We start from the raw sequence: 22,863 nt of genomic DNA, 5'->3' as shown, positions 1-22,863 counted from the left end.
TGCGCTGCCAGCTCACCAACTGCGCAGGAGGCGGTGCAACTGTTCGGCGAGGTCGGGATGGTCTCACCGTCCGGCTGCCTGGAGCAGGTCGGCCGCCACCATCAGGAGCGCGGTGCGCCCGTCCTTGACACTTCGGCGGTTCATTCCGCCGGGCGCGCGTGCAGCATGGAGGCGACTCCCTCATCTCCGGCCGAGAACTCGATACCGCGGAGAACGGCGACGGGCGCGCCGCGGCCGCGCTGCCCGAGCAGGATTCCCGCCGCTGCCGCGACGAGGTCTGTGAACGTCTCCTCCTGACGCTTCTGGGAGCCGTCGGGGCCGGTGTGGGACGTGATGCGAAGTGGGGCGATTCCGGCGGTGCCGATGGAGAGGACCGTTGCGCCGCGCCGGTCGGCGCGGCCGTCGGAGTCTGCGATGACGACGGCAATGGAGGCCCCTGTCGTCGCCTTGAGCGCGTCGCGGAGGGTGCGCGCGGAGGCGTCGGGGTCTGCGGGAAGGAGCCACGCGCCGCCGTCGTCGGCGCGGTCGACTCCGGCGGAGGTGAGCTGGTAGCCGAGCCGGTGCCGGGCGATGATCGGCCCGCTGGGCGTGGCCAGGAAGTGATCGAGGGACTCGTCCAGGATGAGCTGGACGAGTCCCTCGGGCTTCCCCGTCTGCTGTGCCAGTGACCGCGCCTGCGGACTGACGGACACCGAGGCCAGGTCTACGTAGCGCTTCTCGGAGATGGACACCACCTTGGAGGCGACGACCACGATGTCGCCGTCTTCGAAGGTCAGGTGCTGTTCCGCCAGGGTCCGGCTGATCAGCGACGCGAGATCGTCGCCCGCCGTGACCACGGGGAAGGGTTCGAGGCTGAAGGCGGAGTAGGACGAGGTGTTCATGGGGCGTTGCTCCGTGCGGGCTGGTGGTGGGTCAGGTCGGCGGCCAGCTGTCGGTGGGCCTGGACGAGCAGATGGGCACGTGCGGTGGGCGGGGTCGTCAGCCACGTCCTCACCCGGTGGATGTAGTACGGGCGCAGCGCGGCGGAGGCGTCGTGTGGGGAGGCTTGGCCTGTCGTCACCCGGTGCCACGCCTCGGTAACGGGGGCAGGCCACGGATGGGCATCGTAGCGGGGATCGGGCGGCGCCAGAGCGTCGAGTACGTCTTGCATGCGGCTGCGCTGGGGGTGTCCCAACTCGCGTTCTGTGAGCCGGTAGTCGACGGGGGCGGGGCGATACGTACGGGTGGGCGGGCCGGTGAGCGCGAGGAGGACGGGCACCGCCTGGTCGTAGATGTCGGCAAGGTGCGGGAAGGACGCCGCGTGCAGCTTCGGGGCGGATGCGCGTACCGTGACGACGGCCCCGACGCGGGCGGCTGTCAGCAGGAGAAACGCGTCGATGCCGTAGCCGTGGACCGACGTGGCCAGGGCAGGGGGCAACTGGCTGGCGGCGGCTGTGGCGGCTTCGATGGCCCTGGTGTTCATGGCGAGGTCGCCCGCGAGGGGCTGGGGGATGTCGAGTCCGGTAGCGGCGGCGATCAGCGGGCGGGCGAGGTGGTTGGTCAGGTTGCCCTCGTCCCAGAACCGGGGATAGTCGGCGATCGCGTAGGCGTCACCGGCAGTGCACCGCTCCAGGAGGCTGCGGTAGAGCGCCGGGTCTGGGGTGCGGGTATCGGTGTCCGCAATGAGGATCGGCCCTGTGCCGATGCCGAGTTCGGCGAGGGCGTGAAGGACCTGGATGCCCTTGCCGAGGGGCAGCCCGGTGAGGCCGACCTTGCGGGCCGTCGTCGGTACGGCAGCGAATCGGGCTGCGGTTTCGGGGCCGCTAGAGGCGTCGGCGTGGACGATCACCGCGTTGGGGTCGTCGAGTGCGGCGTCGGCGGCCCGTACGACGGCCGCGATGGTCTCGGCCTCGTTGCGGGACGGCAGGATCGCGGCAGCAGGAGGTGTCACGACGTGGTCTCCCTCGTGATGAGGTCGGCGGCCGACTGCGGGTCGGGAGCATGGAGGTAGGCGTACGGGCTGCTCTCCATGCGGGCGATGAGACTGGAGCGCCAGCGCGCGAGCTCCCCGGTGTCGAGCGGCCAAACCGGCCCGTACGGGGCGTGAACGGGGCCGGTCAGCGGGGTGGGCAGGCCGGAGATGTACCGGCCGAGTGCCTCATGGAGACGGAGCTGTTCGGTGCCGTGGAACGGGGTGGCGGGCGCGAGTTGGGCAGTGGGGAGTGCCGGGTGGATGGTGATGCGGACGAACAGGGTGACCGGCACCGGGTGTTCGAGGAATGGGTCGAGCCCGATCACCGGCTTGGGGTGCTGCCAGCGGGCGGGGTCGGCCGGGCGGACGGCCGCCGTGGGCTTCCCCGGCCACAGGGTGACGTGGTCGCGGTCATCGCCGAGCACGACCAGGTCGTCACCGGCGTGCGTCCAGCCGCGTTCGCCGAGCGCCAGGGTCAGCGCCGTCTTGCCCGCGCCCTTGGTTCCGAACAGAACGACGGCCGCCCGGCCGCCCGGGTGCACCGCGGCGTTGGCGTGCACGGTCACCTTGCGCTGGAACTGCCGGGCCCGCTCGGTGGCGGTGTAGACCGCGTACGCGAGAGTGGGACCGGAGGCCGCCTCGTGCGGGAGCCGCAGCCGCACGGTCTCTCCGTGCACGACGACGTCCGGCTCCTGTGCGGTGGTGGCGACGTGGACGGTGGGATGGCCCGGCGGCAGGGGCATCGAGGGGTGAAGCTGCCAGCCCCCGGGGAGGGTGTCGGCCGCCGCGAGGGCCGGCCCCGTGTCCAGGTCTGCGGGAAGGACCAGGGCGGACGTGAGGTGGCCGGTCGTCACGACGGCCCCGGTCATGACGTGCCGCTCTCGCCGAGTTCCGCCAGGAGGTCCTGCACGGGGATCACCTGAGGGAGGTAGCGGCGCCTCTCGACGAGGTCGGCCATCCAGTCCGTGCGCTCCAGCGTCGCGCGCACCACCTCCTGGGCCTGGCGAGCGCCCATGGCTCCGGGGCGGTCGGTGGTGATTTCGATGGAGGCGGGGTCGTTGTAGCGGGCGCCGTTGCGCCACATCACGGCGACCCGGCTGGGCCCGGCATCCCGGGACAGTGCGGCGGCGGCCTCGTCGACGAGCCAGCCGCCGACCTTCCCGACGTGGTAGGCGGCGTTCTTCCCGAAGAGGACTTCGTTGCCCGCCATCTGGTTCGGGGTGATCAGTCCCGAGCGGGCGTTGCCGCGGCCGACCAGGCCGTCTTCGCCGAAGTCCACGGATGACCCGGAGACGGTGAAGTATTGCCCGGACACGGGCCCGCGCCCGGTGTCCTTGCTGTTGCAGACCACCCGGACGGTGTGCTCGGGCAGCCGCTCCACGATGTGCGCGGTCAGTGTGCGGGCGGCGTCGGCGAGGGCTTCGCCGAACTCCTCGCTGCTCGACACCTCGCCGGCCAGCGCGGGCACGCACGTGGTGACCGTGACGGCGGACCGCTCGCGCACGACGAGGGCCTTGATGTCGCTGCCCACCCACGGGTACTGGCGCATCCACGACTCTGTGAGCAGCGCGACCGTCTCCGCGGCCGACCTGCCTGCGGTGGCGACGAGGTAGGCGGTGTCGTTGGAGTACGCCACCGGCCGCTCGGGCAGGTCGTTGAAGCTGCGCGGGCTGAACCACGTCCGGAACTTCGAGCTGTCGGTGGTCTCGTGATGGACCTCCCACTTCACCTGCTCGAAGCCGGGCAGCGCCTCGCGCAGGTAGTCGGCGGCTGCGGCCTGGAGGATGTCGCGGACCGGGATCTGACGCCCTGCGTAGCTGCTGCTGGCGCGTCCGCCGAAGACGACGCGCAGCGGCCGGCCGTACGTGCCGTCCTTCTCCCCGAATCGGGCCCGGCCGCCGAGGACGGCGACCTTGTCGAGGTTGTGGTGCAGGACCGCACCGAACTCGGCCAGGCAGTAGGCGCTGTAGCGGATGGCAGCGAGCTCGGCGATGCCATCGGCGAGGGTGTCGGGGTGGCCGACGCCCTTGCGCTCGACGACCTCGGTGCGCAGTTCATGCGGCAGCGGGGGCAAGCCGTACGACGTGGGCAGAGCGGTAGACACGGTCGATGACCTCCAGGGTGCGGTGCAGCAGGGGCAGCGGGAACAGGGCCGGATGCTGGGGCTGGTCGGCGAGGACGGCGTCGTAGAGGGCGTGCCGCAGCTCCAGATCACCGGGAGCGTCGGCCGGTTCGCCGAGACCGGCGTGCAGGTTGCGGCCCCGGACGGTCAGCCGTCGCCCGTCGGCGCAGTGCACGACGACGTGGTGATGGGGAGCGCCGTTGTCGGCGTCGACGCGGGCCGTGATGGTCAGCAGCTCCCCGCCTTCCAGGGCAAGCTGGGCACTGACCCGGTCCTCGGTCTCCGACCACTGCCGGACGTGGATGACCTGGGCGCGCGAGGCGACGATCGGGGTGTCCGGGAGGAGCCGCAGAGCCAGGGCCAGGCCGTGGATCGCCTGCTGATGCAGAACGCCCCCGGCGGTCGCGTACGAGGTGCGCCAGGTGCGGAAATACGGGCGGTCGCGGCGGCAGGACAGACTGACGTCGATACGCCGTACGGCGGGCGAGGCCGCCAGAAGAGCGGGCAGGCCGGGCGCGAAGTGGGGCTGGAACGCCACGAAGATCCGGGCGTCCTCCTCCTGCACCGGCCGGAGTTCGGCCGGGCTGATGACGACGGGCTTCTCGACCAGGACGCGGGCCCCGTTCCGGGCTGCCGCACGCGCCACCCGAAGGGCGATCCCCGGGGGCGTGGCGACCACCACCAGATCCGGGTTACGGGCGAGGGCGTCCTGCCACCGTAGGAACCGGGGAACTCCCGGAGCGACGTCGGCGTGCGGTGCCGGGTCGGCGACCGCGACCAGATGCGTCCCCGGCCGGGAGCCGAGGGCGGCCATGTGCTTGCTGCCGACCTCCCCGGCACCCACCAGCACGACCCGGGTCACTCCGGATCACCGGGCAGCACGTCGTGGAGGAACGCGGCCCCCTTGGCCAGCGCGACGGCCGGCTCGTCGCGGACGTGGGTCTCCAGCCCGTACAGCAGCCCCGGCCGCTCCTGCGCGAGCACCGGCAGCAGCTCCCGGTAGGGGACGGCGCCGCTCCCCGGCGCCACGAAGGCCTTGTCGCCGTGGCCCTCGTCGGGGCGCGGCAGGAAGTCCTTGACGTGCACGTACTCCGTACGGGGCGCGAGTGTCCGGACGGCGTCCACGGTGCCGTCGCCGACTTCGTGGAGGTTGCCGAGATCCAGCCACAGGCCCAGCCCGGGGAACCTGCCAAGGACGTCGAGCAGCGGCTCCAGGCGGGCGACGGTGCAGACCGGCTCGTTCTCCAGCAGCAGCCGCACCCCCTCCTGCTCGGCCCGCGCCAGCGCGTACGGCAGCAGCGGGTCGTCGTGGAGGGTCTCGGTGAGGGTGTCCTCGACCCGCAGGTGGGAGAAGACCCGCACCCGCGAGGTGCCGAGGACCGAGGCGACCGTGAGGGCGCGGTCCACCCAGTCCGCCCGCTCCCCGGGAGCAACGCGGGTGGGGAAGCCGAAGGAGTCGACCTTCCCGGGGTTCGCGTCGGCCGGGCACCACTTCCAGAGAGGAGAGGCGAGCGCAGCGATGGTCAGTTCGCGGTCGTCGGCGAGCCGGCGCACCTGCCGGAGTTGCCCGTCGTCGAGGACGAGAGCGTTCGCCCCGTATGCCGTGCGGATTTCCAGGTGGGTGACGCCCAGCTCGACGGCCAGGTCCATGCCGACGGCCGGGTCCTGGTCGAGCTCGTCAGGATTGAGCACGATCGTCTTCTGCACAGAAGCTCCTCGGAAAGTTGGTTGCTGGGGTGGGCTCCCGGCCGCCGTCACCCTGAGGTGGCAATGGCCAGGTAGAAGATGGGCGTTAGCCCGTCGGCGGGAAGTTCGGCCGGGGCGGCGGGACGGGGACCGGCGGAGGCGGCGGGGTGGGCGGCGGCGGGGGCGCGGGCTGCGGCATCGGAACTCCGTAGAGGTGGCGAACTGCACCACGGCACACCGCTTCTGACCTGCGGTGACGGTGGTGGCACCAGGCGGCTGCCCGGTCATCTCAGAGTGCTGGCGGCTTCGCCCGGTGCCCATCCGAGCGCCCTATAGGACGGCCCTCTACCTCTCGCCACGACTACCTGACAGCGAGTCACCGAGGCTCTACGCTGGGCGCTCCACCCCGCCGCCCTCCTGGAGGGTCCTCGTGCGAACCAACCCCGCCCTGGGCGTTCCTGACGACCTGTGGGATCAGCCGTCCGTGGAACGTGCCCTCGCCGAGTGCAACATGCAGATCCTCATCCGGCACTTCCGACGGTTCACCGGCGCCAGCCAGACGACGGTCGGCGCGCTGACCGGGCTCGCGCAATCCGACGTCAGCGAGATCGAACGAGGGAAGCGACTGGTCCAGAGCAAGGAGGTGATCGAGCGCATCGCGGCAGGCCTGAGTATCCCGTTCTCCTTGCTCGGCCTCGCCACCCCTGCATCAGCTATCTCCGATGCAGGGCCCTCCCGCCCTACAGTGGGGAAGGGCCCCGGCGGGCGGGGCGACTTGGAGGACGATGTGCGCCGTCGCGACATGATGACCGGCAGCGTGGGAGTCAGCATCGCGCTGCTGACGGGCACCAGCCCCCATGCCGTAGCGGCAGAGCCCACCGCCGATCCGACCGCCGAACTGGAACGCGGTCTCTTCGACGCGGCCCCAGGGCGGCCCGCCAAACTCACGGAGCTGCACGCTGGCCTGGCGAAGGCGCGCGACGCGTTCTCTGACGTTCGGTACGCCGACCTCGGGAGGGGGCTGCCGTCCCTGATCTCGGCAGCGGAGGCAACCCGCGACGCTTCCACCGGCCACCGTCGCGAGCGGGCGCAGGTGGCCGTCGCTCGCGCCTACGTGCTCGCCACGGAGCTTGCGGTCAAACAACACTCCGAGCTGGCCATCGCTACGGCAGATCGCGCTTTGACCGCCGCCCGGGCCAGCGGCAGCCCGCAGGCGCTCAGCGAGGCCGCCCGCGTCCTGGCCATCACGATGCGGCGGGCAGGCCGCAGTCCGGCCGCCGTCGATTTCCTGGCCCGCACTGCCACGTCGCTCGGAGCGGACACCTCACGGTCCACCCCCGAGGCGCTGGCCGCGAAGACGTGCCTGCTGCTCACCGCGGCATACACGGCAGCCTCCGGGCAGCGCCGCAGTACGGCACTCGATCTTCTCGCCGAGGCGGAAGAGAGCGCCGCCCGGCTTCCCGCCGAGGGCCCCGACGTTGGGCTCTTCACCATCGCCGCGAGCCCGGCCGAGTGCGCGATGTACCGCATTAGCACCTACCAGGCGCTCGGCACCCCCGACGACGGCGTGCCCTACATCGCCCGCATCGACCCCAAGCAGCTCTCCAACGTCGAGCGCGTCGCCCGCTACCTGACGGACTCCGCACGGACGTGGCGTCAGCTCGGCGACGGCCAAAAGGCGTTCAACGCCCTGCGTGCCATTGAGCAGATCGCCCCGGAAGAGGTGCGACGTCCTGCGGTACGGACGTTGACGGCGGACCTCCTCTACATGCCCCACCGCATCTCCGAGCTACGCCCCTTCGCCGTCCGTACAGGTGCTGTCCCCGCCTGAAGGTGTCGTGCTCGCGTCTCCCACGCCGGACACCGGCGCCCACACCTGGGCAGCCCGGGACCATGGTGAGCACGGGCTCGGCGAATAACGGGCTAGGAACGGCGCGGTGGACTCAGCCGCGCACCGGCCACTCTCGATGGCCATCGGCCAGTGGCCACCGGCACACGCCATCCTGAGCGGCCGTTCTGTCCACCGACCGGCACGGACACCGGGGCCATAGACCCCAGTCGGCGCGAGCCGTGGTTGGTCCGGCCCCGCGCCGTGGTTGGTCCGGCGCCACCTCATGGTTGGCCCGGCACTGCACCATGGTTGGTCCGGCACGCCCCCGAGGGGGCGGCCAACCAGCGAGCCAACCATGGGTGGCTATGGAGCCTGTTCTCGACCGTGGTGAGGAACCCCTTGGCCATGGTGAGCCTTGCAGCAAGCGGCCACGGATTCCTCACCACGACTGCCTCTGGAACGTGAGTGGCCACGCTGGCCACCGTCGGACGGCGAGCGGGCGTGGCCGCTGCCCCTCAGGGGCGCGGCCAGACGTCATCACGCTCGTTCTGGCCGGTGGCCAACACCCACTTGTCAGCTGTGAGAGCTGCATGGCTGGCTGATGGACCTGGCCACTGGGTCCCTGCCACGCCCGGGCCGGAGGTGGCCATGGTGAGGCACAGCGACCGACGGCTGCGGATTCCTCACCACGGCCAACGGATTCCTCACCACGGCCAGGAGCTATACCTCACCACGCTCTGCGGACACGGCACGGCGAGCTGGCCGCCCTGGTCACTCCGGGGCCCGAGTGACCGCAGAAGAGGCAAGGAGCCATGAGGCGTGGTGAGTTACACGGCGTCTCACCAGATTCCTCACCACGCTTCTCACCAGGGAAAACGAGTCCCTTCTGTTATCTCGGAGGGCACTTTTTGGTGAGCGATCTGGTGAGACACGGGGGGTTGTCTCGGGTGTCAGCACCTGATGCCAACCCCCCTGGGAGTGCTCGTGTCTCCTCGCCTCACCCGCCCCGCCCGCAACCCCTCGCCCCCGAACGAGGAGAGTCCGCTGGTGGCCACCGGGACCGCGCTCGGTCAGGTGCGCCGTCGGGTGTCCGGCCGACGGATGGCCGTCTGGGCCGCGCTGGCCGCAGGTCCCGCCGCCCTTGTTCTGGCCGTTGTCCCTGCCTCGCGGTCAGTGGCCACTGCGTCTGTGCAGAGGGTGGCCACCCCGGTGGCCACTCCCACCCAGGCGGCCACGGGGGTGGCCGGTCACGCCGAACTCTTCCTGTCCTCGTGGCTGGCCAGTGCCGAGGGGCAGACGAGCGAGCCGGCCCGCCGGGTGCAGGCGATGGCCCCCGGGGTCGGGCTGCCGAAGACGGCGGCTCCGGTGACGGTGGTGTCTGCGCTGAGCACGGTGGCCACCGCCCCGGGCCGCTGGGCGGTCACCGTCGCGGCCACCGACCCCAAGGGGGCTGTCCGCTACTTCCAAGTGCCCCTCGCGGCCGTACCCGGTGACCGCCTGGTGGTGGTGGCTGGGCCCGCCGAGGTGGCCGCACCCCCCGCCGCGGACACACCTCCGTCCGCCTTCACGGTGACCGTGCCGACCGGGCGGCCGCTCGCCGCCACGGTCGCCGAGTTCTTCACCGCCTACCTCGGCGGTGGCCAGATCGCCCGGTACGCCGTGCCCGACGTCCAGTTGGCCGCGCCGGTCTCCGTGGTCCGCAAGGCCGAGGTCACACAGATCAGCGCCGAGAGCCAGACGGCGGCTGCCGAGGAGGTGCCCGCGGACGGCACCCGCGTGCGGGTGCGGGTGAGGGTGCGTGCGCAGCAGGACGAGCGGCAGGTGTGGCCGCTGGAGTACGGGCTGACCCTGGCCGCACGGGCCGGCCGGTGGGAGATCGCCGCGCTCACCGCCGTGCAGAGCGCCCCGGCGGGCGGTGCCCGGTGAAGGAACTTGTACTCGCAGGCGCAGCGGACGCCCTCGGTGACTCGCTGATCGCGACCGTGGCCGACTGGGGCGACAAGGGGCTGAAGGCGGCCCTGATCATCATCGTGGTGATCACGGTGGTGCGCCGGGTGTCCCTCAAGGCGGGTATCGGGGCCCTGTTGGCGATGGTGATCGCGCTGTCGATCTATGACTCGCGCACTGCGCTGTCGGACAAGGTGCAGGACGAGGTCAACAACCCGGGCAACGTCGCCGTCCAGCCGCAGAAACAGGGGCAGTGACCACCGCGCCGAGGCGGATCGGGCGCACCTACACTGCGGCCCGCCGCCATCCGACGGTGTTCGGGCGGATCGGCGAGTGGCAGCTGCCCTTCGGCCCGTACACCCCGTTGCAGTTGTCGGTGGCGTTCCTCGGTGCGTTCGCCCTGATCAAATCCTTCAGCTGGTGGGCGTCCGCGCTCGGTCCGCTGCCGATCGTGGCGTGGGCGGTCGCGGTCTGGGCCGTACGCGGAACGCGGATAGCCGGGCGTGACCCGCTCGCCGCCGTCCTGGGCTGGGCAAGCCTGCTGATCCGCCCGCGGGAGGGCCGGATCGGCGGCCGCACAGCCCGCACCTGCAAGTCCCACTCTCTGCATGGCGGATTCGTCATCGAGGCCGCACCCGACACTCCACCGGTCCCAACGACAACCCCAATTCCGGCTCCGGTGAAGCGGAGAGGATCGCCGCGGCCCGTCCCCGCAGCCCCGGCACGGCAGCGGCCCACACGGACGACACCGCACCGGCCGCGCCCGGTGGCCTCCCCCACCGCCCCTGCTTCTCCTTCGTCTTCCTCTGCTGCGCAGTCGGTTGCACCGGGTCCGTTGTCGCCGTTGCAGCAGCTGCTCGCCACCACCGCACCCAGTTCCAGGAGTTCGTCATGAGGGTTCCCATCCGGCACATCAACGGACATCTGCTGTGGTCCGTGCAGGGCACCGTGTGGGCCCTGTGGCGCATCACCCCGGAAGGCGGCCGCTACCAGAACGCGCAGGTCCGCGAGGAAACCCTCGCCAAGGTGACCGCCCTGGTGCGTTCCCTCGCGGGGGCGCCCCGGTTCTTCGGGCTGTGTGCGCAGACCGATCCCGGCGAGGTCGCCTTCCAGATGATCGACGGTGTTCCCATGTCGCCCGGGCCGGGCGGTGAGCAGCACCCGTGGGCCGAGGCCACCGAGGCAGCGTTGGATCTGCTGGACGGGCAGGAGATGCACACCCGCACCCTGTGGCTCGCCGTGCCTCTCGCCTCGTCGTCGAGGCAGGAGGCGGGGGCGGCCGTCGCGTCGATGTGGGCGCATCTGTCGGCGGAACTGGGCCTGCAGGCCGCACCGGTGCCGCGCAGTGAGGTCACCGCGTGCCACCGGCAGGCGGCCCGGATCGCAGCCGCGATCGGGTCGGCGCTGGAACTGCGTCCGGCGACTCCGGCAGAGATTGTGTGGATCGTCCAGCACGCCCTTTACCGGGGGCTGGCGGAGCCGTTGCTCGCGGAGGCCGCCACCAGCGGTCTGTACGGCGGGCGGCTGCGCGGCGGGGTGCTGCGCTCGCCGTCGTACGCCGACCTCGGCCAGGTGCGGCTCACTGAAGGCGGTCACTCCGCCGCTGGCTCCGACGATGGCGGGGACGGGGAGCACAACAGCGACGATGATGCGGATTTCGCATCAGCGAGGCGTGGTTGGGGTGCTCTGCTGCGACCGCGCCACCAGCCGGGTTCGGGTGGTTCGCCGCTGGCACGGCGGTGGTTGGAGGTGGAGACCGAGCACGGCACCGGCTACCAGGCCCACCTGGTGCTCGCCCAACTGCCCCCGGCGGTCTCCGGCGACTGTGCTGACCTGTTCGTGCAGCTGGAGTCGTTGCCGTTCCCGGTGGACTTCACCGTCGACATGGAAGTCCTGACCTCTGCGCAGGCGCGGAAGAAGATCCAGGCGAAGAAGAAGGATCTGGTGGAGCAGGCCGACCAGTACGGGGCGCAGGTCACCGGGATGCCTGCCTCGGTGCCGGAGGCCGTCGGGGATCTCGGCGAGATGGACGCACGGCTGTCCAGGTCGTCCGTGGAGGTCGAAGTCCAGCCGGTGACCGTGCTCACCGTGTGGGGGCCCACGGCGGCCGTTTGTGATGCGCGGGCCCGCGCTCTGGGGGCGGTGCTCGCGCAGGGCGACTACCGGGCGGTGCGCCCCACCGGCCGCCAGGAACAGCTCTTCGCCCTCGGCCTGCCCGGCACCACCCGGCCCGCTGTGCTGCGGGAGTTCGTGCAGGTGCAGCTGTCCGAGGACTGGGCTCTGATGGGGGCTGCCACGGGCGGCGAGGCCGGCGACCCGACCGGCATCCTGATCGGCTTCGACCAGGACTGCGGCACCACCCGCCCGGTTCTCATCGACCCGGCCGATGCCCCCGCCCAGAACGCGAGTGCCTCCCTGGGCGTGGTCGGGGATCTGGGGTCGGGGAAGTCGGTGCTGCTGAAGCTGTTGAAGTCGTCCATCGTGGACCGGGGCGGGCGGGCGATCGTCATCGACCGCACCCCGGTCCGCGAGTGGGCCGCCTACGCCCAAGGGGCCGCCCCCGGGCGGCATCAGATCGTCGACGCGGCCAGCGCCCAGGTCTCCATCGACCCCTTGCGGATCTTCGGCGGGGCGACCGGTGCGCACTACGCCTTGTCCTACCTCACGCTTCAGCTGGGGATCGGGGCGATGTCGACGTCCGGGTCGGTACTGCACCGGGCCGTCGAGGAAGCCGCCGCCGCGCCGCGTCCGTCGATGGCCGGGGTCCTCACCGCCCTCGATCAGATGGCGGCCGCCGACGCGGGGGCCGCAACCCGGCGGGATGCGGCAGTCACGCTCGCGGACCTGCTGCGGATCGTGGCCCGCAATCCCCTTGCCGCGATGGTCTTCGACGAGGACCTGCCGCCGCTCACCCTGGACCACACGCTCGGCTCCGACCTGGTCGTCGTCACCACTGCGGGATTGACGCTCCCGCCGAAGGAGGCGTTCGCGCAGCCCGAAGTGCTGCGCCAGCAGCCGCTGGAGGCCCTCATCGGACGGGCGGTCCTGTACCTGATCGCGGCCATTGCCCGGCAGGCCGCCTTCAGTGACACGTCGCAGTTCTGCGGGGTGTGGGTGGACGAGTGCTACTGGCTCACCTCCTCCGCCGAGGGCACCGCCCTGGTCCACGAGATCCTCCACGACGGCCGCAAACACCTCGCGGGCCTGTTCATGGGCGGCCACGACGCCGAAGAACTCGGCCCAGACCGCGGGCTCCTCGCCTACCGGGTCCTGGCCCGCACCACCAACCGCGAACGCGCCGCCCGCGGAATCGAGTTCCTCGGCCTGGACCCGAAGGACGAGAGCCTGCTGCGCACCGTGACCACCGACCTCTCCCCCGTCGGGCAGAAGGGGCGGGAGGGCGAGATGCTGCTGTGCGCGCCCCGCCAGAACACCTGCCGCCTCAAAGTCGCCATCCCGGATGTCGCCCGCATCCGCCAGCGGATCTCCACCACCCCCACCACGCGGCCCTCCGCTGGCTCGCCCACCGCCCGGCCTTCCTTCACGAAGACCCCCGTGGGGGTGGGCGCATGAGGGCCCGTAGCTGGGGCCGGTTCGACCGGTACACCGTCCGCAACACCGCGTGGGTGTGCCTGCTGGTCTTGGTGTTCGTCGTGGTCGACACCCAGGTCGCGGCAGCTGCCGACGCCAACGGTGCCGGAGCCTCCGGAGGGCTGCTGGGGCCGCTGAACCTGACCACGTCCGAGGGCGCCCCCCTGGACAACTACACGCTGGGCTCCGACCCGGGGATCATCCTCAACTTCGGTGACAACGCCCGCTCCTTCCTGCTGGGAGGTGTATTCGCCGCGGTGCGCATGGTGTGCGGGCTGGCCGGGTGGCTGGTGGAGTTCGTCTTCACCTTCCCCCTGCTCAACCTGCTGCTCGGGCCGGCGCAGGAACTGTCCGACACCTACAACCACCTCGTCGTCGACACCCTCGGGTTGAAGGGCCTGCTGCTGGGGTGGGGGTTCATCTTCGGGCTGATCCTGTTCATGCGCGGCAAGGCCGCCCGCGGGCTGGGCGAGATCATGCTCACCCTCCTGATCGCGGCGCTCGCCGCGTCCGTTCTGATCCGCCCGGACTACCTGCTGGGCAAGGACGGACCGATGAACCAGGTCCACCAGGCCGCCGCCGAAGTCGCCGCGACAACGGTGAACGCCTACGACTTCAACACCCATGGCGACAAACCCTGCGCCGGACTGCCCGCTGCCCAGGCGCTCGCCTGCGACCAGCGTGAGTCCTCGAAGACCGTCCCCGGGGGGAGCCCGCAGGCCAAGGACATCGCGCAGCCGATCCAGGACGTACTGACCAACGCACTGGTGGTGAAGCCGTTCATGCTGCTCCAGTACGGGCGCATCCTGGACCCTCAGAAGGACGCCGCCGCGTACGCGGTGCACCTGCGGTGGGTGACGGGCAAGTACAAGCCCCAGTACGCGGCCGCGCAGAAGGAGAAGAAGGACGACCCCTGCGACAAGCTGTCGGGGCCCGCGAGCGACCACTGCAAGTACGGGCGCGCCAAGGACGAAGCCGAGGCCGAGGGCACCGAGGTCGCCCCCGACCAGGTCCCGGGGTATGAAGCCGACGTAGCGGTCACGCCGGAGAAGATCCTGGGCTACGTCTCCCCCGAAGCTGGCCAATTCCAGCAGTTCACTAAGGACCTGGAGAAGACCGGCCCGGCGGGGAAGGCGGGTGCGGAGTATGCGCGCAGCTCCTCCTGGGAGCGGGTCGGGGCCGCGCTGCTGATGCTGATCGCCGCCGTGTTGATCGGGGCTCTGATCGGGGCGATGGCCCTGGTCATGCTCGGCACCCAAGGCGCCGAACTCGGCGCAGCGGCCACCGGCGGAGTCGCGTTGGTGTGGGGGATGCTGCCCGGCCCCAGCCGGGTGACGGTGTGGAAGTGGGTCATGGTCTTCATGGCCTCCACGTTGCTGATGTTCGCCGTCGCCGCGTTCCTGCCCGCGTTCGGCATCGCCGTGGACGTCATGCTCACCGAAGGCGACGCCCTGCTCCTAGAGCGCCTGCTGCTCCTGGACGTCCTCGCGCTGCTGGGGCTGGCCTTCCACCGCCGCTTGCTGGCGTCGGCGTCCGGGTTCGCGGACCGGCTGGCGACGCGGATGCGGTTCGCGAAGGTCGGCGGCACCCACCTGCCCGGCGACTCCTCCGAAATCGGCGCAGCCCTCGCCACGTACGCAGGCCACGGCGGTGGCGGAGGGGCTCCCGGTGGTCTGCTTGCGATGGGCGGTGGGTTCCGGGCCGGGCTGCTAGGCACCCGGCAGAAACTGATGGGCCGTCTCGCCGCGATGAGCGACGGCACCGGCATGCCCGTCGACTCCGGGCGCCTGCTGGCAGACGCCGGCGCCGAAGCCCGCCGCGGCCTGGCCCCCGCGATGCTCGCCGCGACCGGTGCCGCCCTCGTCGGACGGGCCGCCCACGGACTGCTCATCGGACAGCGCCCGGACAACGAGAAGCTCACCAAGTGGCAGAAGCCCACCGGCCCGGAAGGCCGTGAAGGACCCGACGGCCGCCACGGCACCGGTCCGCGCGACCAGGGGCCTCAGGGATCAGGGCCGCACGGTGGCGGTGCGCCGCTGCGGGTGGACAAGCAGACCGGTGAGGTCCTGCACGACCCCTCCACGGACCGGCCGTTGGTCGGGGTGCGCGCGCACAACCGGCTCGTCCGCTTCCGCGGCTACCGCATCGCCCGACGGGCGGGGATCGTCGGCTACCAGGCCACCTACGGGCTGCCCGCCACCCTGAACCGCGCCCACCAGAAGCGCTCGGAACTGTCCGAGGACGTTCGCCAGCAACTGCGGGTGACCGGGAACCAGGTGCGTGAGGACGGGCGGGAGTGGGAGCCGGTCGGGCAGGTCATCAACGCCTCCGCGACCGCGACCCGCCAGGCCGCCCGCGACGCGGCCATGACCGGAGTCCTCCTCACCAACCGCACCCCCACCCGCGACCACGAGGGCACGGTACGCACCCCGCGCTCCCGGCCCGCGCAGGGCACCGGACGTGCACGCCAGGAGGTGATGGACGCCCTGATCGACGCCCAGCGCTCCACCTGGGAGAACCAGCCCTCCTGGAGCGAGCCGGACACCAGCGCCGACCAGAAGCGGGTCAAGGACGCCCTGTTGAACGCGCGGAAGGCGGCTGCGGAGACGGATCCGCCGTGGTGGCTCGACGACGCCACCCCCGGCGGGGAGCACTCGTGAAGGTGAAACGGAAGCTGGGGTGCCTTGCGGTGCTGCTGGCGGTGGGGGCGGTGTGCTGTGCTGCCCCGCTGTCGGGGACGATGTCCGCTCTCTCAGCGCTCGCCGCTCAGGCCGCCGCCAGCGAGGCCGACGGCGTCGTGGATGACGGCACCGGCGGCGGAGAAGGTTCCGCTGCCGACATCCCGGCCCGGATGCTTACCGCGTACAAGAACGCCGTCAGCAAGATCGGCAGCCAGGTCCCGGCATGCAGGGGGATGCGGTGGCCGGTCCTCGCCGGGATCGCCCGCATCGAGTCCCACCACGCCCAGCGCAAAAGGATTGCCCCCAACGGGGACATCAGCCCCCGCATCCTGGGCCCCCTCCTCAACGGAGCGGGCGTCGGCGAGAACACCACCGTCTTCAAGGACACCGACAACGGCAAATGGGACGGCACCGCCACCGGTGAACGGGCGGTCGGCCCGTTTCAGTTCATGCCCGCCACCTGGAACGGCTCCGGCCGTGACGCGAATGGCGACGGGCAGAAGAACCCGCACAACGCCGACGACGCCGCCCTGGGCGCAGCCGTCTACCTGTGCGGCAACGGCCGTAACCTCGCCTCGCGGGACCAGCTGAAGAAGGCGCTGTTCCAGTACAACAACAGCCAGACGTACGTCCGGGATGTGCTGGGCTGGATCGACACCTACACCGAGGCAGCACGCTCCTCCGGCGGCACGGTGAACGTGTCGGTGACCGGGCGGGCGAAGAAGGTCATCGAGGCGGCGCTCGCCCGGCGTGGCACCCCCTACTCGTGGGGTGGCGGTAACGCCAAGGGGCCGAGCACCGGGACGTGCTGCTCCCCCAGCGGCAAGTCCGGCACTCGGATTCGGGGGTTCGACTGCTCGGGGCTCACCACCTATGCGTACGCCCAGGTCGGCATCCGCCTCCCGCGCACCGCGTCCGCACAGGCCACAGTCGGCACCCGGATACCAGCCTCCGCCGGGACCAGCGCGCTGCGGCCGGGCGACCTCGTCTTCTACGGCTACGTCCCCACCTCGAACGCGACCATCCACCACGTCGGGATCTACCTCGGCAACGGACAGATGATCAACGCCGCCCGCCCCGGCACCCGCGTCCGCATCGACGCCCTCTCATCCATGCCCGACTACGCGGGAGGGGCACGACTCCTGTGACCCGCCGACCATCTTCGCCACGAGCTCGCCGCACTCGCTCACCGCTAGTGCTGCTGGCCGCTGGTATCGCGCTCGTGCTGCTCGGCGTGGCACTGCTCCACGAACCAGCACCACCCCCGCCGGAGCAGCCACCCGCCACCAGAACGGTCCGGACGGTTCCGCACCGCCCACCGCACACCGCCAGCCCGGCGGCAGTCCAGGCGCAGCAGCCGGAGCCGACACAGTCGGCTGCGGCCAACTCACCGGGCGGGCTGCCCGCGCCGGGGGAAGGGCCGCGGGCTGACCCCGCGATCCAACGGGTCCTGCGGGCTGCCATCCCCGATGATCTGCCCGCACCCGCTGCACGTCGGGTCGAGGCGCTGGGCCGGGCGGTGCTGGTCGCCGACGTCACCGGCCGCGGCCGCCACCTGTGGCCCGCCTTCTTCCCGCCCGGCCAGCCGGTCCGCGCCTTCACCCGGGTACGGGTGCAGGCCGCCGCCGCACAAGCAGACGGCGACGGCCGGGCGGTGGTCCACCTGGTGTGGGCCGGTGCGGACCCCGGGGGCACCTACCGCGACGGCCGCCCCCACACCCTCCGCTTCCAGCACACCACCACGACCACCAGCCAAGGAGTTCCGTGGACACCGATTCCGTGACGCTCGCCGAGACGGGTTCTCTTCTCGATACGGTCAGCGCCGTCGTGACGGTGGTGGCTGCCGTCCCGGGATGGATCACCGGCAACCTGTGGTGGCTGCTCGTGCTCGCCGCCGCCACCGCGCTCGCTACCGAGTGGCTGCTGCGACGGCTTGCCGACAAGGCCAGCCAGTCCCGCATGGCCGTCGAGCTCGTTCCCGACGAGACCTTCGACCCCAGCCTGGAACAGATCTTCCGCTACGCCGTCCAGCTCGTGCGCGCCTCCGGCAGCGGACCCTGGACCGTGCCCCGGCGCGCGAAGGCCGTGCGGGTGCGGATGCGCGCCGACGGGCGCTCCCCGTTGTCGTACCGCATCGAGGGCGCCGCCGGGGCCGCCCAGCTGCTGCGCACCACCCCGTACGCACCCGCGGTGACGTGCCGTAAGGCCCCGCCGCTCAAGAAGACGAAGGCGAAGCACACGGTGCGGGCGGAGTTTGTGCTGCGCGGGCTGACGGTGGCCGCGCTGCGGGAGGTGCCGCTGGAGCCGGACCCGTTGCAGCCGCTCGCCGACGCCGTCGCTGACCTGCGCACCGATCTGGGGGACGTCGCCGAGATCTGCCTGGACCTCCAGCGCGCCCCCGCCTGGCACCTCAAAGCCCGCCGGTGGCAGGCCATGGAAGACGCCCGCACCACCGAACACCGCGAAGCACGACGCGCGTCGTCGTGGGTGCGCCGGGATGCCGAACGCGCCGAGGACAGCGTGTGGGGTGTGCTGCGCGAGCTGTTCGGCGGGCGCGAAACGAAGGGCGGGCCGCGGTGGGTGATGCCGCCGGCCCCGCGCCGGGTGGATACGGACAAGGCGCTGGGCAAGCTCACCGGCACCCACCTCGTACGCGTCCAGCTTCTCGTACGGTGCTCCTCCGACATGGAGGGCCGGGCGAAGGCTCGGCTGCGGCAACTCGAAGCCGCCCTCGACGTATTCGGCGGGGAAGCGCGCTGGCAGATGCGCGGATTCCGGCTCGGGCCGTGGCACTACTCCAGTGACAGCGCCCCCGCCCGCAAGAACTTCGACCACCGATGGACCACCGGACAAGTCCGCGCCCCACGCACCAACTGGGTCGCCCTGGGCGAGCTGGCAGGCATGCTGAAGCCACCGACCGTGCACTGCCGACTCCCCTTGTTGGCCACCGCCGTGCCCACCTGGCGCGAGAGCAACGCCGACCTGGTGCTCCAGGGCTGGCACCGCAGCGGCGACGGACGCAAGCGGATGCTCGCCACCCGCGAGGACGAGACCCTCTTCGAGGTCGCCGTCGGCAAGTCAGGGTGGGGCAAAACCGAGCGCGCGCTCTGCCAGGCCGTCGGCCTGGCCCGGGCCGGGCGGGGACTGCTGTTCGTGGACCCGCACGGCGACTCCTGGCATCGCGCCGCTCCCTACCTCGCCCACCCGGCACTCGCCGGGAGGGTGATGCGGATCAACCTTGCCGCGAGCGGTGACCAGGCACAGGTCGGGTGCTGGAACCCGCTGGGCATGGACCAGGGGCAACAGGCCCACCAGGTCGTCGCGCAGACCGTGGACGCGTTCGCGGCCGCGCTCGGCTGGACCTCCGTCAGCGCACCCAGGGCCCTGACCATCTTCACCAAGGCCGTCGAGGCCCTGGTCGCCGTCAACGCGAAGGCCTGCGCCGCACAACAGGCCGCCCAGCAGGCCACGGTGTTCCAGATCCGGGAGCTGCTGTCCGACAAGGGATTCCGCGAGTCGGTCGTAGCGGTCCTGAGCGACGAGGAAGCGGCGTGGTGGCACACCACGTTCGCGACGCTGCCCGCCGACGCACTGCCCGTGGTCCTCAACCCGCTGGACCGGCTGGCCGCCGACCCCGTCACCCGGGCCTTCCTCGGCAGCCCCCTGGGCGCGTACAACATCCGCGCCGCGATGGACGCGGGCATGGTCGTGTGGATCTGCCCGGCAGGCAACGGCCCCACCGACCGCCTGCTGGTCTCCCTCCTTATGCGGGATCTGCTGCGCGCCGGCCTCTCCCGCCGCGACCTCACCGAACGCCGCCGGGTGCCCTTCCGCGCCTACCTCGACGAACTCATCACTTTGGACGGAGCCGCATCCGAGTCCCTCGCCCAAATGCTGGAACAGCTGCGCAAGTTCGGGGTGCGGCTGCACGGCATGACCCAGCTCCTCCAACGCCTGTCGGAACCGGTGCGCGCCTCGCTGGTGCAGAACGCCTCCACACTGACCACCACCGCCGGATCCATGGCCGCCATCCGGCACGTCACCGGGGAATGGGGCGAACGCGTCCCGGCCGAGACCGTGGCACGCCTGCCCCGCTACCACCACTACGCCACCCTCACCGTGCGCGGAGACCGGGTAGGCCCGCTGCTGCTCGAAGGCCCCCGCCTGGAAGACGTCTTCGGCGACGGCGCCAAACCCAGCGAGGTGCAGGCACTGACCAGGACTGCCGACGACATGGCCGACGCGCACCCGCTGAAGTCACTCGCCACCCGGGCCCTCACCCACTCCCTCACCGTCCAGACGTTCCTCACCCGTCACACCACCCAGCCCGCAGGCACCACGCCTGCGGACGGCAAGGAGTACACGTGAGTCCCCAGACACCCGCTGCTCTCTCCGCCCGCGAGACCTACGGCCATCAAGTGCTGGCCGCACTGGCACAGCACCGCATGGCAACGACATCACAGCTACGAGCCCTGCTGGCCACCGGCGGCTCCCGCCAGGCACTCCAACGGGTCATGACCCCTTTGCGCAGGGAAGAGCTGATCGCCTCGGTCACCATGCCCGGCACGCGCGGCGGCGGCCACGCCTGGTACCTCACCGCCGAAGGAGCACGGATCACCCGGGACTGGCCGGAGCTGCGCGGCCGCCCGCGCTACCCGGTGACCGGCAGCACGGCCGCGTCCCTGCGGACCGCGCACACCCTCACCGTCGTCCGCACCCACCTCGCATTCGCCCACGACGCCCGCCAGCGCGGCGACGAACACGGGTTCCTCGACTGGACCCCGGAAGTCGCCCACCAGCTGTCCGACGGGGAACGCCTCATCGCGGACGCCCTGTTGCGCTACACCGTCACCCAGGGCGAGGTCCGCTCCAAGCTGCGGGCCTTCGTCGAAGTGGACCGGGCGACGATGAGCTCAGAGCGCCTGGCGAGCAAGCTCATCGAATACGCGCGCTTTCGCACCTACGAGCCCGTGCAGCCGGGCCGGCGAACCGCCAACGCCGCTCAGGCGGTGACCGGGCCCGCCTGGCAGCGGTGGTACCCGCGCTTCCCGCGCGTGCTGTTCGTCCTCACCGGGGCCGGCCCCCGCGCGCTCGCCAACCGCATCTCCGACCTGAAGGCGATGACCGCCGAGCATCCGATGGTCGCCGCGATGGCCCGCCACGTCCCCGTCGGCGCGGCTGTCCTGGAAGACCTGGAGGAAGCAGGCCCGCGGGCACCGGTCTGGACCCGCCTGGGCGAGCACCACGGGCCGTGCGGATGGACCGAACTGTGAAACGAACTCCCACCACTCCAGGCGACACCGTCACAGGTGCACACGACTACAAGTCGACTTCCCTCACTCAACGGCAGCCCTTTCGTACCGATTGCCCGCTACAAGTCGTTGATACGGGTGGGCAGTTGCGCGATCTGTGCGTAACGTGCCGACTACACGAAACGATCAACACCGCTGCCCCACCAGCAACTCCCCCTGCCCACACCCACCTCACCGATCCCCGCCGCCACTGCCCCGAGGTCCACATGAGCCGAGTCATCCCCCACCCCGGCAAGCCCGGCAGAATTCGCACACGGAACCGGCACACACTTTGCACCCTGGCCACAGCCGCCACCCTCGCCCTGACCGGATGCAGCAGCGCGAGCTCACCAGCCACGCCCGCACCCACGGCAGCAGACGCCAAGCCCAGCGCCAGCACCCCGTCCCCGGCCGCAAGCAGCGCCGCCCCCCTCGCCGCCGAGAAGGCTGCAATCGTGTCGACGTACGACAGGTACCTGGCGCAGATGGCCCAGGCCTACGAGCAGGTTGATTGGAAAAGCACGGACGTACGCAAGTACGTCAGTGGCGAGACATTGAAGCAGGTGCATGCTGACGTGCAGTCGCTGAAGGGTGCAGGCAATCACATGACCGGCGCTCCGACGAGCGACTCGAAGGTCACGAAGATCACCATGACCGGACCGGTGCCCACGGCGACCTTGACCACGTGTCTCGACGTGTCCAAGTGGGACACGGTCGATGCATCCGGAAAATCGCTCCCTCCCATCAAGGGCCAGTTGAAGCGGTACATCGTCGTGTCATCGCTCGAAAAGTGGCCGAACGGATGGATGGTGCTGCGGGAGAAGGCGGAGGCCCGCACATGCGTACCCAACACCTGACTCGGGCCGGTGGATGGGCGACGGCAGCTTGTGTCTTCGCCTTGATGCCAACTGCGGCGTCAGCTGCTCCACTCCCTCTGGGAGGTGGGCTGTGCGCTGGGCGTGCAGGGCAGGTATGTATCACCGCAGACGACACCTCCGCCATCCAAGGGCGGAAGGGCTCCTCCCCCAAGACACCGAACCGCGCGGAACCGGGCAAGGCGCCCTCGGGCCCGCCGACGGTGTGCACAAGTAAGCCGGCAGATCCACAACCACCTGCCGGAAGTCCCGAGCGTGGTTCGATCCAGGGCACGGTGTACTTCCAGGAGTGCACCAAGGGCACCCCCATGGTGAATGTGACCACGCTGGACTGGGTTGCAGCAGGCGATGACGGGGCCGCGCCGGTGCCGGCAGTTGACCCTGTGGTCGTTGCCCATCAAGCGGTGGATTCGATGCTGCTGGAGGGCCCGAAGATCCAGACGGCGCCGAAGCAGGGTGCGGTCGGTCTGGTGGGGATGCCGGTGTGGTTGTGGTCGGCGCAGTCCCCGACGACGACCGGCCCGAATACGGCGTCGGCGACGGCGGGTGCGGTGACGGTATCCGCGACGGCGAAGGTGACGTCGATCGTCTGGACAACCGGTGACGGGCAGACCGTGACCTGTGCCGGTCCGGGCACCCCATACAGCCCGGCGTACGGGAAGAAGCCGTCACCGACCTGCGGGCACGTCTATACGCGTACCTCGGGCAAGCGGCCGGGCGCGAAGTACCAGCTGACCGCCACGTCCACGTGGGCAGTTCAGTGGCAGGTCCAGGGCACGGCGCTGGGCGGGGAGTTCACCGAGACCCGTACCTCCGCCCCGGTGCCGCTGGCGATCGGCGAGGCGCAGGCAGTGGGCAACTGATGCACCACCTCAGAGGCAGAAGGGC

At 71.1% G+C, this 22,863-nt stretch carries 18 protein-coding genes; 11 read left to right on the top strand and 7 right to left on the bottom strand.

Annotated features, from left to right (window positions below; genetic code table 11):
- Window positions 1-140: 140 nt before the first annotated feature.
- From ACIO3O_RS37950 to ACIO3O_RS37925, 6 genes are read right to left on the bottom strand one after another with little or no spacing between them, the layout of a single operon-like run.
- The gene (locus ACIO3O_RS37950) at window positions 141-881 is read right to left on the bottom strand and encodes a coenzyme F420-0:L-glutamate ligase (RefSeq protein ID WP_401753903.1); all 741 of its coding nucleotides are present in this window, start codon (window positions 879-881) and stop codon (window positions 141-143) included.
- Window positions 878-1,930: a hypothetical protein gene (locus ACIO3O_RS37945; RefSeq protein WP_401753901.1), complete on the bottom strand. Its 1,053-nt coding sequence runs from the start codon at window positions 1,928-1,930 to the stop codon at window positions 878-880. Before ACIO3O_RS37945 ends, ACIO3O_RS37950 begins: the two co-directional genes overlap by 4 nt.
- Window positions 1,927-2,820, bottom strand: coding sequence for a hypothetical protein (locus tag ACIO3O_RS37940; protein WP_401753899.1), 894 nt, complete (start codon window positions 2,818-2,820; stop codon window positions 1,927-1,929). The genes ACIO3O_RS37945 and ACIO3O_RS37940 overlap by 4 nt, the downstream gene beginning before the upstream one ends.
- On the bottom strand, window positions 2,817-4,055 hold the full coding sequence (locus tag ACIO3O_RS37935; protein ID WP_401753897.1) for a methionine adenosyltransferase: 1,239 nt from the start codon (window positions 4,053-4,055) through the stop codon (window positions 2,817-2,819). The genes ACIO3O_RS37940 and ACIO3O_RS37935 overlap by 4 nt, the downstream gene beginning before the upstream one ends.
- Window positions 4,006-4,935, bottom strand: a complete 930-nt coding sequence (locus ACIO3O_RS37930; RefSeq protein WP_401753895.1) for a Gfo/Idh/MocA family protein — start codon at window positions 4,933-4,935, stop codon at window positions 4,006-4,008. Before ACIO3O_RS37930 ends, ACIO3O_RS37935 begins: the two co-directional genes overlap by 50 nt.
- Window positions 4,932-5,780, bottom strand: coding sequence for a sugar phosphate isomerase/epimerase family protein (locus ACIO3O_RS37925; RefSeq protein WP_401753893.1), 849 nt, complete (start codon window positions 5,778-5,780; stop codon window positions 4,932-4,934). Before ACIO3O_RS37925 ends, ACIO3O_RS37930 begins: the two co-directional genes overlap by 4 nt.
- Before the next feature lie 409 nt (window positions 5,781-6,189).
- Here ACIO3O_RS37925 and ACIO3O_RS37920 point away from each other — a divergent pair, with 409 nt between their 5' ends.
- From ACIO3O_RS37920 to ACIO3O_RS37910, 3 genes are all read left to right on the top strand, one after another.
- On the top strand, window positions 6,190-7,590 hold the full coding sequence (locus tag ACIO3O_RS37920; protein ID WP_401753891.1) for a helix-turn-helix domain-containing protein: 1,401 nt from the start codon (window positions 6,190-6,192) through the stop codon (window positions 7,588-7,590).
- A gap of 984 nt (window positions 7,591-8,574) precedes the next feature.
- The gene (locus ACIO3O_RS37915) at window positions 8,575-9,516 is read left to right on the top strand and encodes a conjugal transfer protein (protein WP_401753889.1); all 942 of its coding nucleotides are present in this window, start codon (window positions 8,575-8,577) and stop codon (window positions 9,514-9,516) included.
- On the top strand, window positions 9,513-9,794 hold the full coding sequence (locus tag ACIO3O_RS37910) for a hypothetical protein (RefSeq protein ID WP_401753887.1): 282 nt from the start codon (window positions 9,513-9,515) through the stop codon (window positions 9,792-9,794). The genes ACIO3O_RS37915 and ACIO3O_RS37910 overlap by 4 nt, the downstream gene beginning before the upstream one ends.
- Window positions 9,795-9,822: 28 nt before the next feature.
- On the opposite strand, the gene ACIO3O_RS37905 is transcribed toward ACIO3O_RS37910, so the two are convergent.
- Window positions 9,823-10,116 (bottom strand): hypothetical protein, encoded by a 294-nt coding sequence (locus ACIO3O_RS37905; protein ID WP_401753885.1) that lies wholly within the window; start codon window positions 10,114-10,116, stop codon window positions 9,823-9,825.
- 312 nt (window positions 10,117-10,428) lie between these two features.
- Here ACIO3O_RS37905 and ACIO3O_RS37900 point away from each other — a divergent pair, with 312 nt between their 5' ends.
- From ACIO3O_RS37900 to ACIO3O_RS37865, 8 genes are all read left to right on the top strand, one after another.
- Complete coding sequence (locus tag ACIO3O_RS37900) at window positions 10,429-13,110, top strand: ATP-binding protein (protein WP_401753883.1); 2,682 nt, start codon at window positions 10,429-10,431, stop codon at window positions 13,108-13,110.
- Window positions 13,107-15,788, top strand: a complete 2,682-nt coding sequence (locus ACIO3O_RS37895) for a hypothetical protein (RefSeq protein WP_401753881.1) — start codon at window positions 13,107-13,109, stop codon at window positions 15,786-15,788. Before ACIO3O_RS37900 ends, ACIO3O_RS37895 begins: the two co-directional genes overlap by 4 nt.
- Window positions 15,785-16,957, top strand: coding sequence for an NlpC/P60 family protein (locus ACIO3O_RS37890; RefSeq protein WP_401753879.1), 1,173 nt, complete (start codon window positions 15,785-15,787; stop codon window positions 16,955-16,957). The genes ACIO3O_RS37895 and ACIO3O_RS37890 overlap by 4 nt, the downstream gene beginning before the upstream one ends.
- A 47-nt stretch (window positions 16,958-17,004) precedes the next feature.
- Complete coding sequence (locus ACIO3O_RS37885) at window positions 17,005-17,592, top strand: hypothetical protein (protein WP_401753877.1); 588 nt, start codon at window positions 17,005-17,007, stop codon at window positions 17,590-17,592.
- Window positions 17,574-20,177: an ATP/GTP-binding protein gene (locus ACIO3O_RS37880; protein ID WP_401753875.1), complete on the top strand. Its 2,604-nt coding sequence runs from the start codon at window positions 17,574-17,576 to the stop codon at window positions 20,175-20,177. The genes ACIO3O_RS37885 and ACIO3O_RS37880 overlap by 19 nt, the downstream gene beginning before the upstream one ends.
- Window positions 20,174-21,082 (top strand): replication-relaxation family protein, encoded by a 909-nt coding sequence (locus tag ACIO3O_RS37875; RefSeq protein WP_401753873.1) that lies wholly within the window; start codon window positions 20,174-20,176, stop codon window positions 21,080-21,082. Before ACIO3O_RS37880 ends, ACIO3O_RS37875 begins: the two co-directional genes overlap by 4 nt.
- 473 nt (window positions 21,083-21,555) lie before the next feature.
- A complete protein-coding gene (locus ACIO3O_RS37870; RefSeq protein ID WP_401753871.1) occupies window positions 21,556-21,957 on the top strand; it encodes a hypothetical protein in 402 nt (133 codons plus the stop codon).
- Between the two features lie 431 nt (window positions 21,958-22,388).
- Complete coding sequence (locus ACIO3O_RS37865; protein ID WP_401753965.1) at window positions 22,389-22,838, top strand: ATP/GTP-binding protein; 450 nt, start codon at window positions 22,389-22,391, stop codon at window positions 22,836-22,838.
- The last annotated feature ends 25 nt before the right edge of the window (window positions 22,839-22,863 follow it).

Source organism: Streptomyces sp. NPDC087440 (assembly GCF_044744005.1).
Lineage (GTDB): Bacteria > Actinomycetota > Actinomycetes > Streptomycetales > Streptomycetaceae > Streptomyces.
Note: the sequence above shows the minus strand (reverse complement) of the source record. Positions and strands in the feature narration are given on the sequence as shown.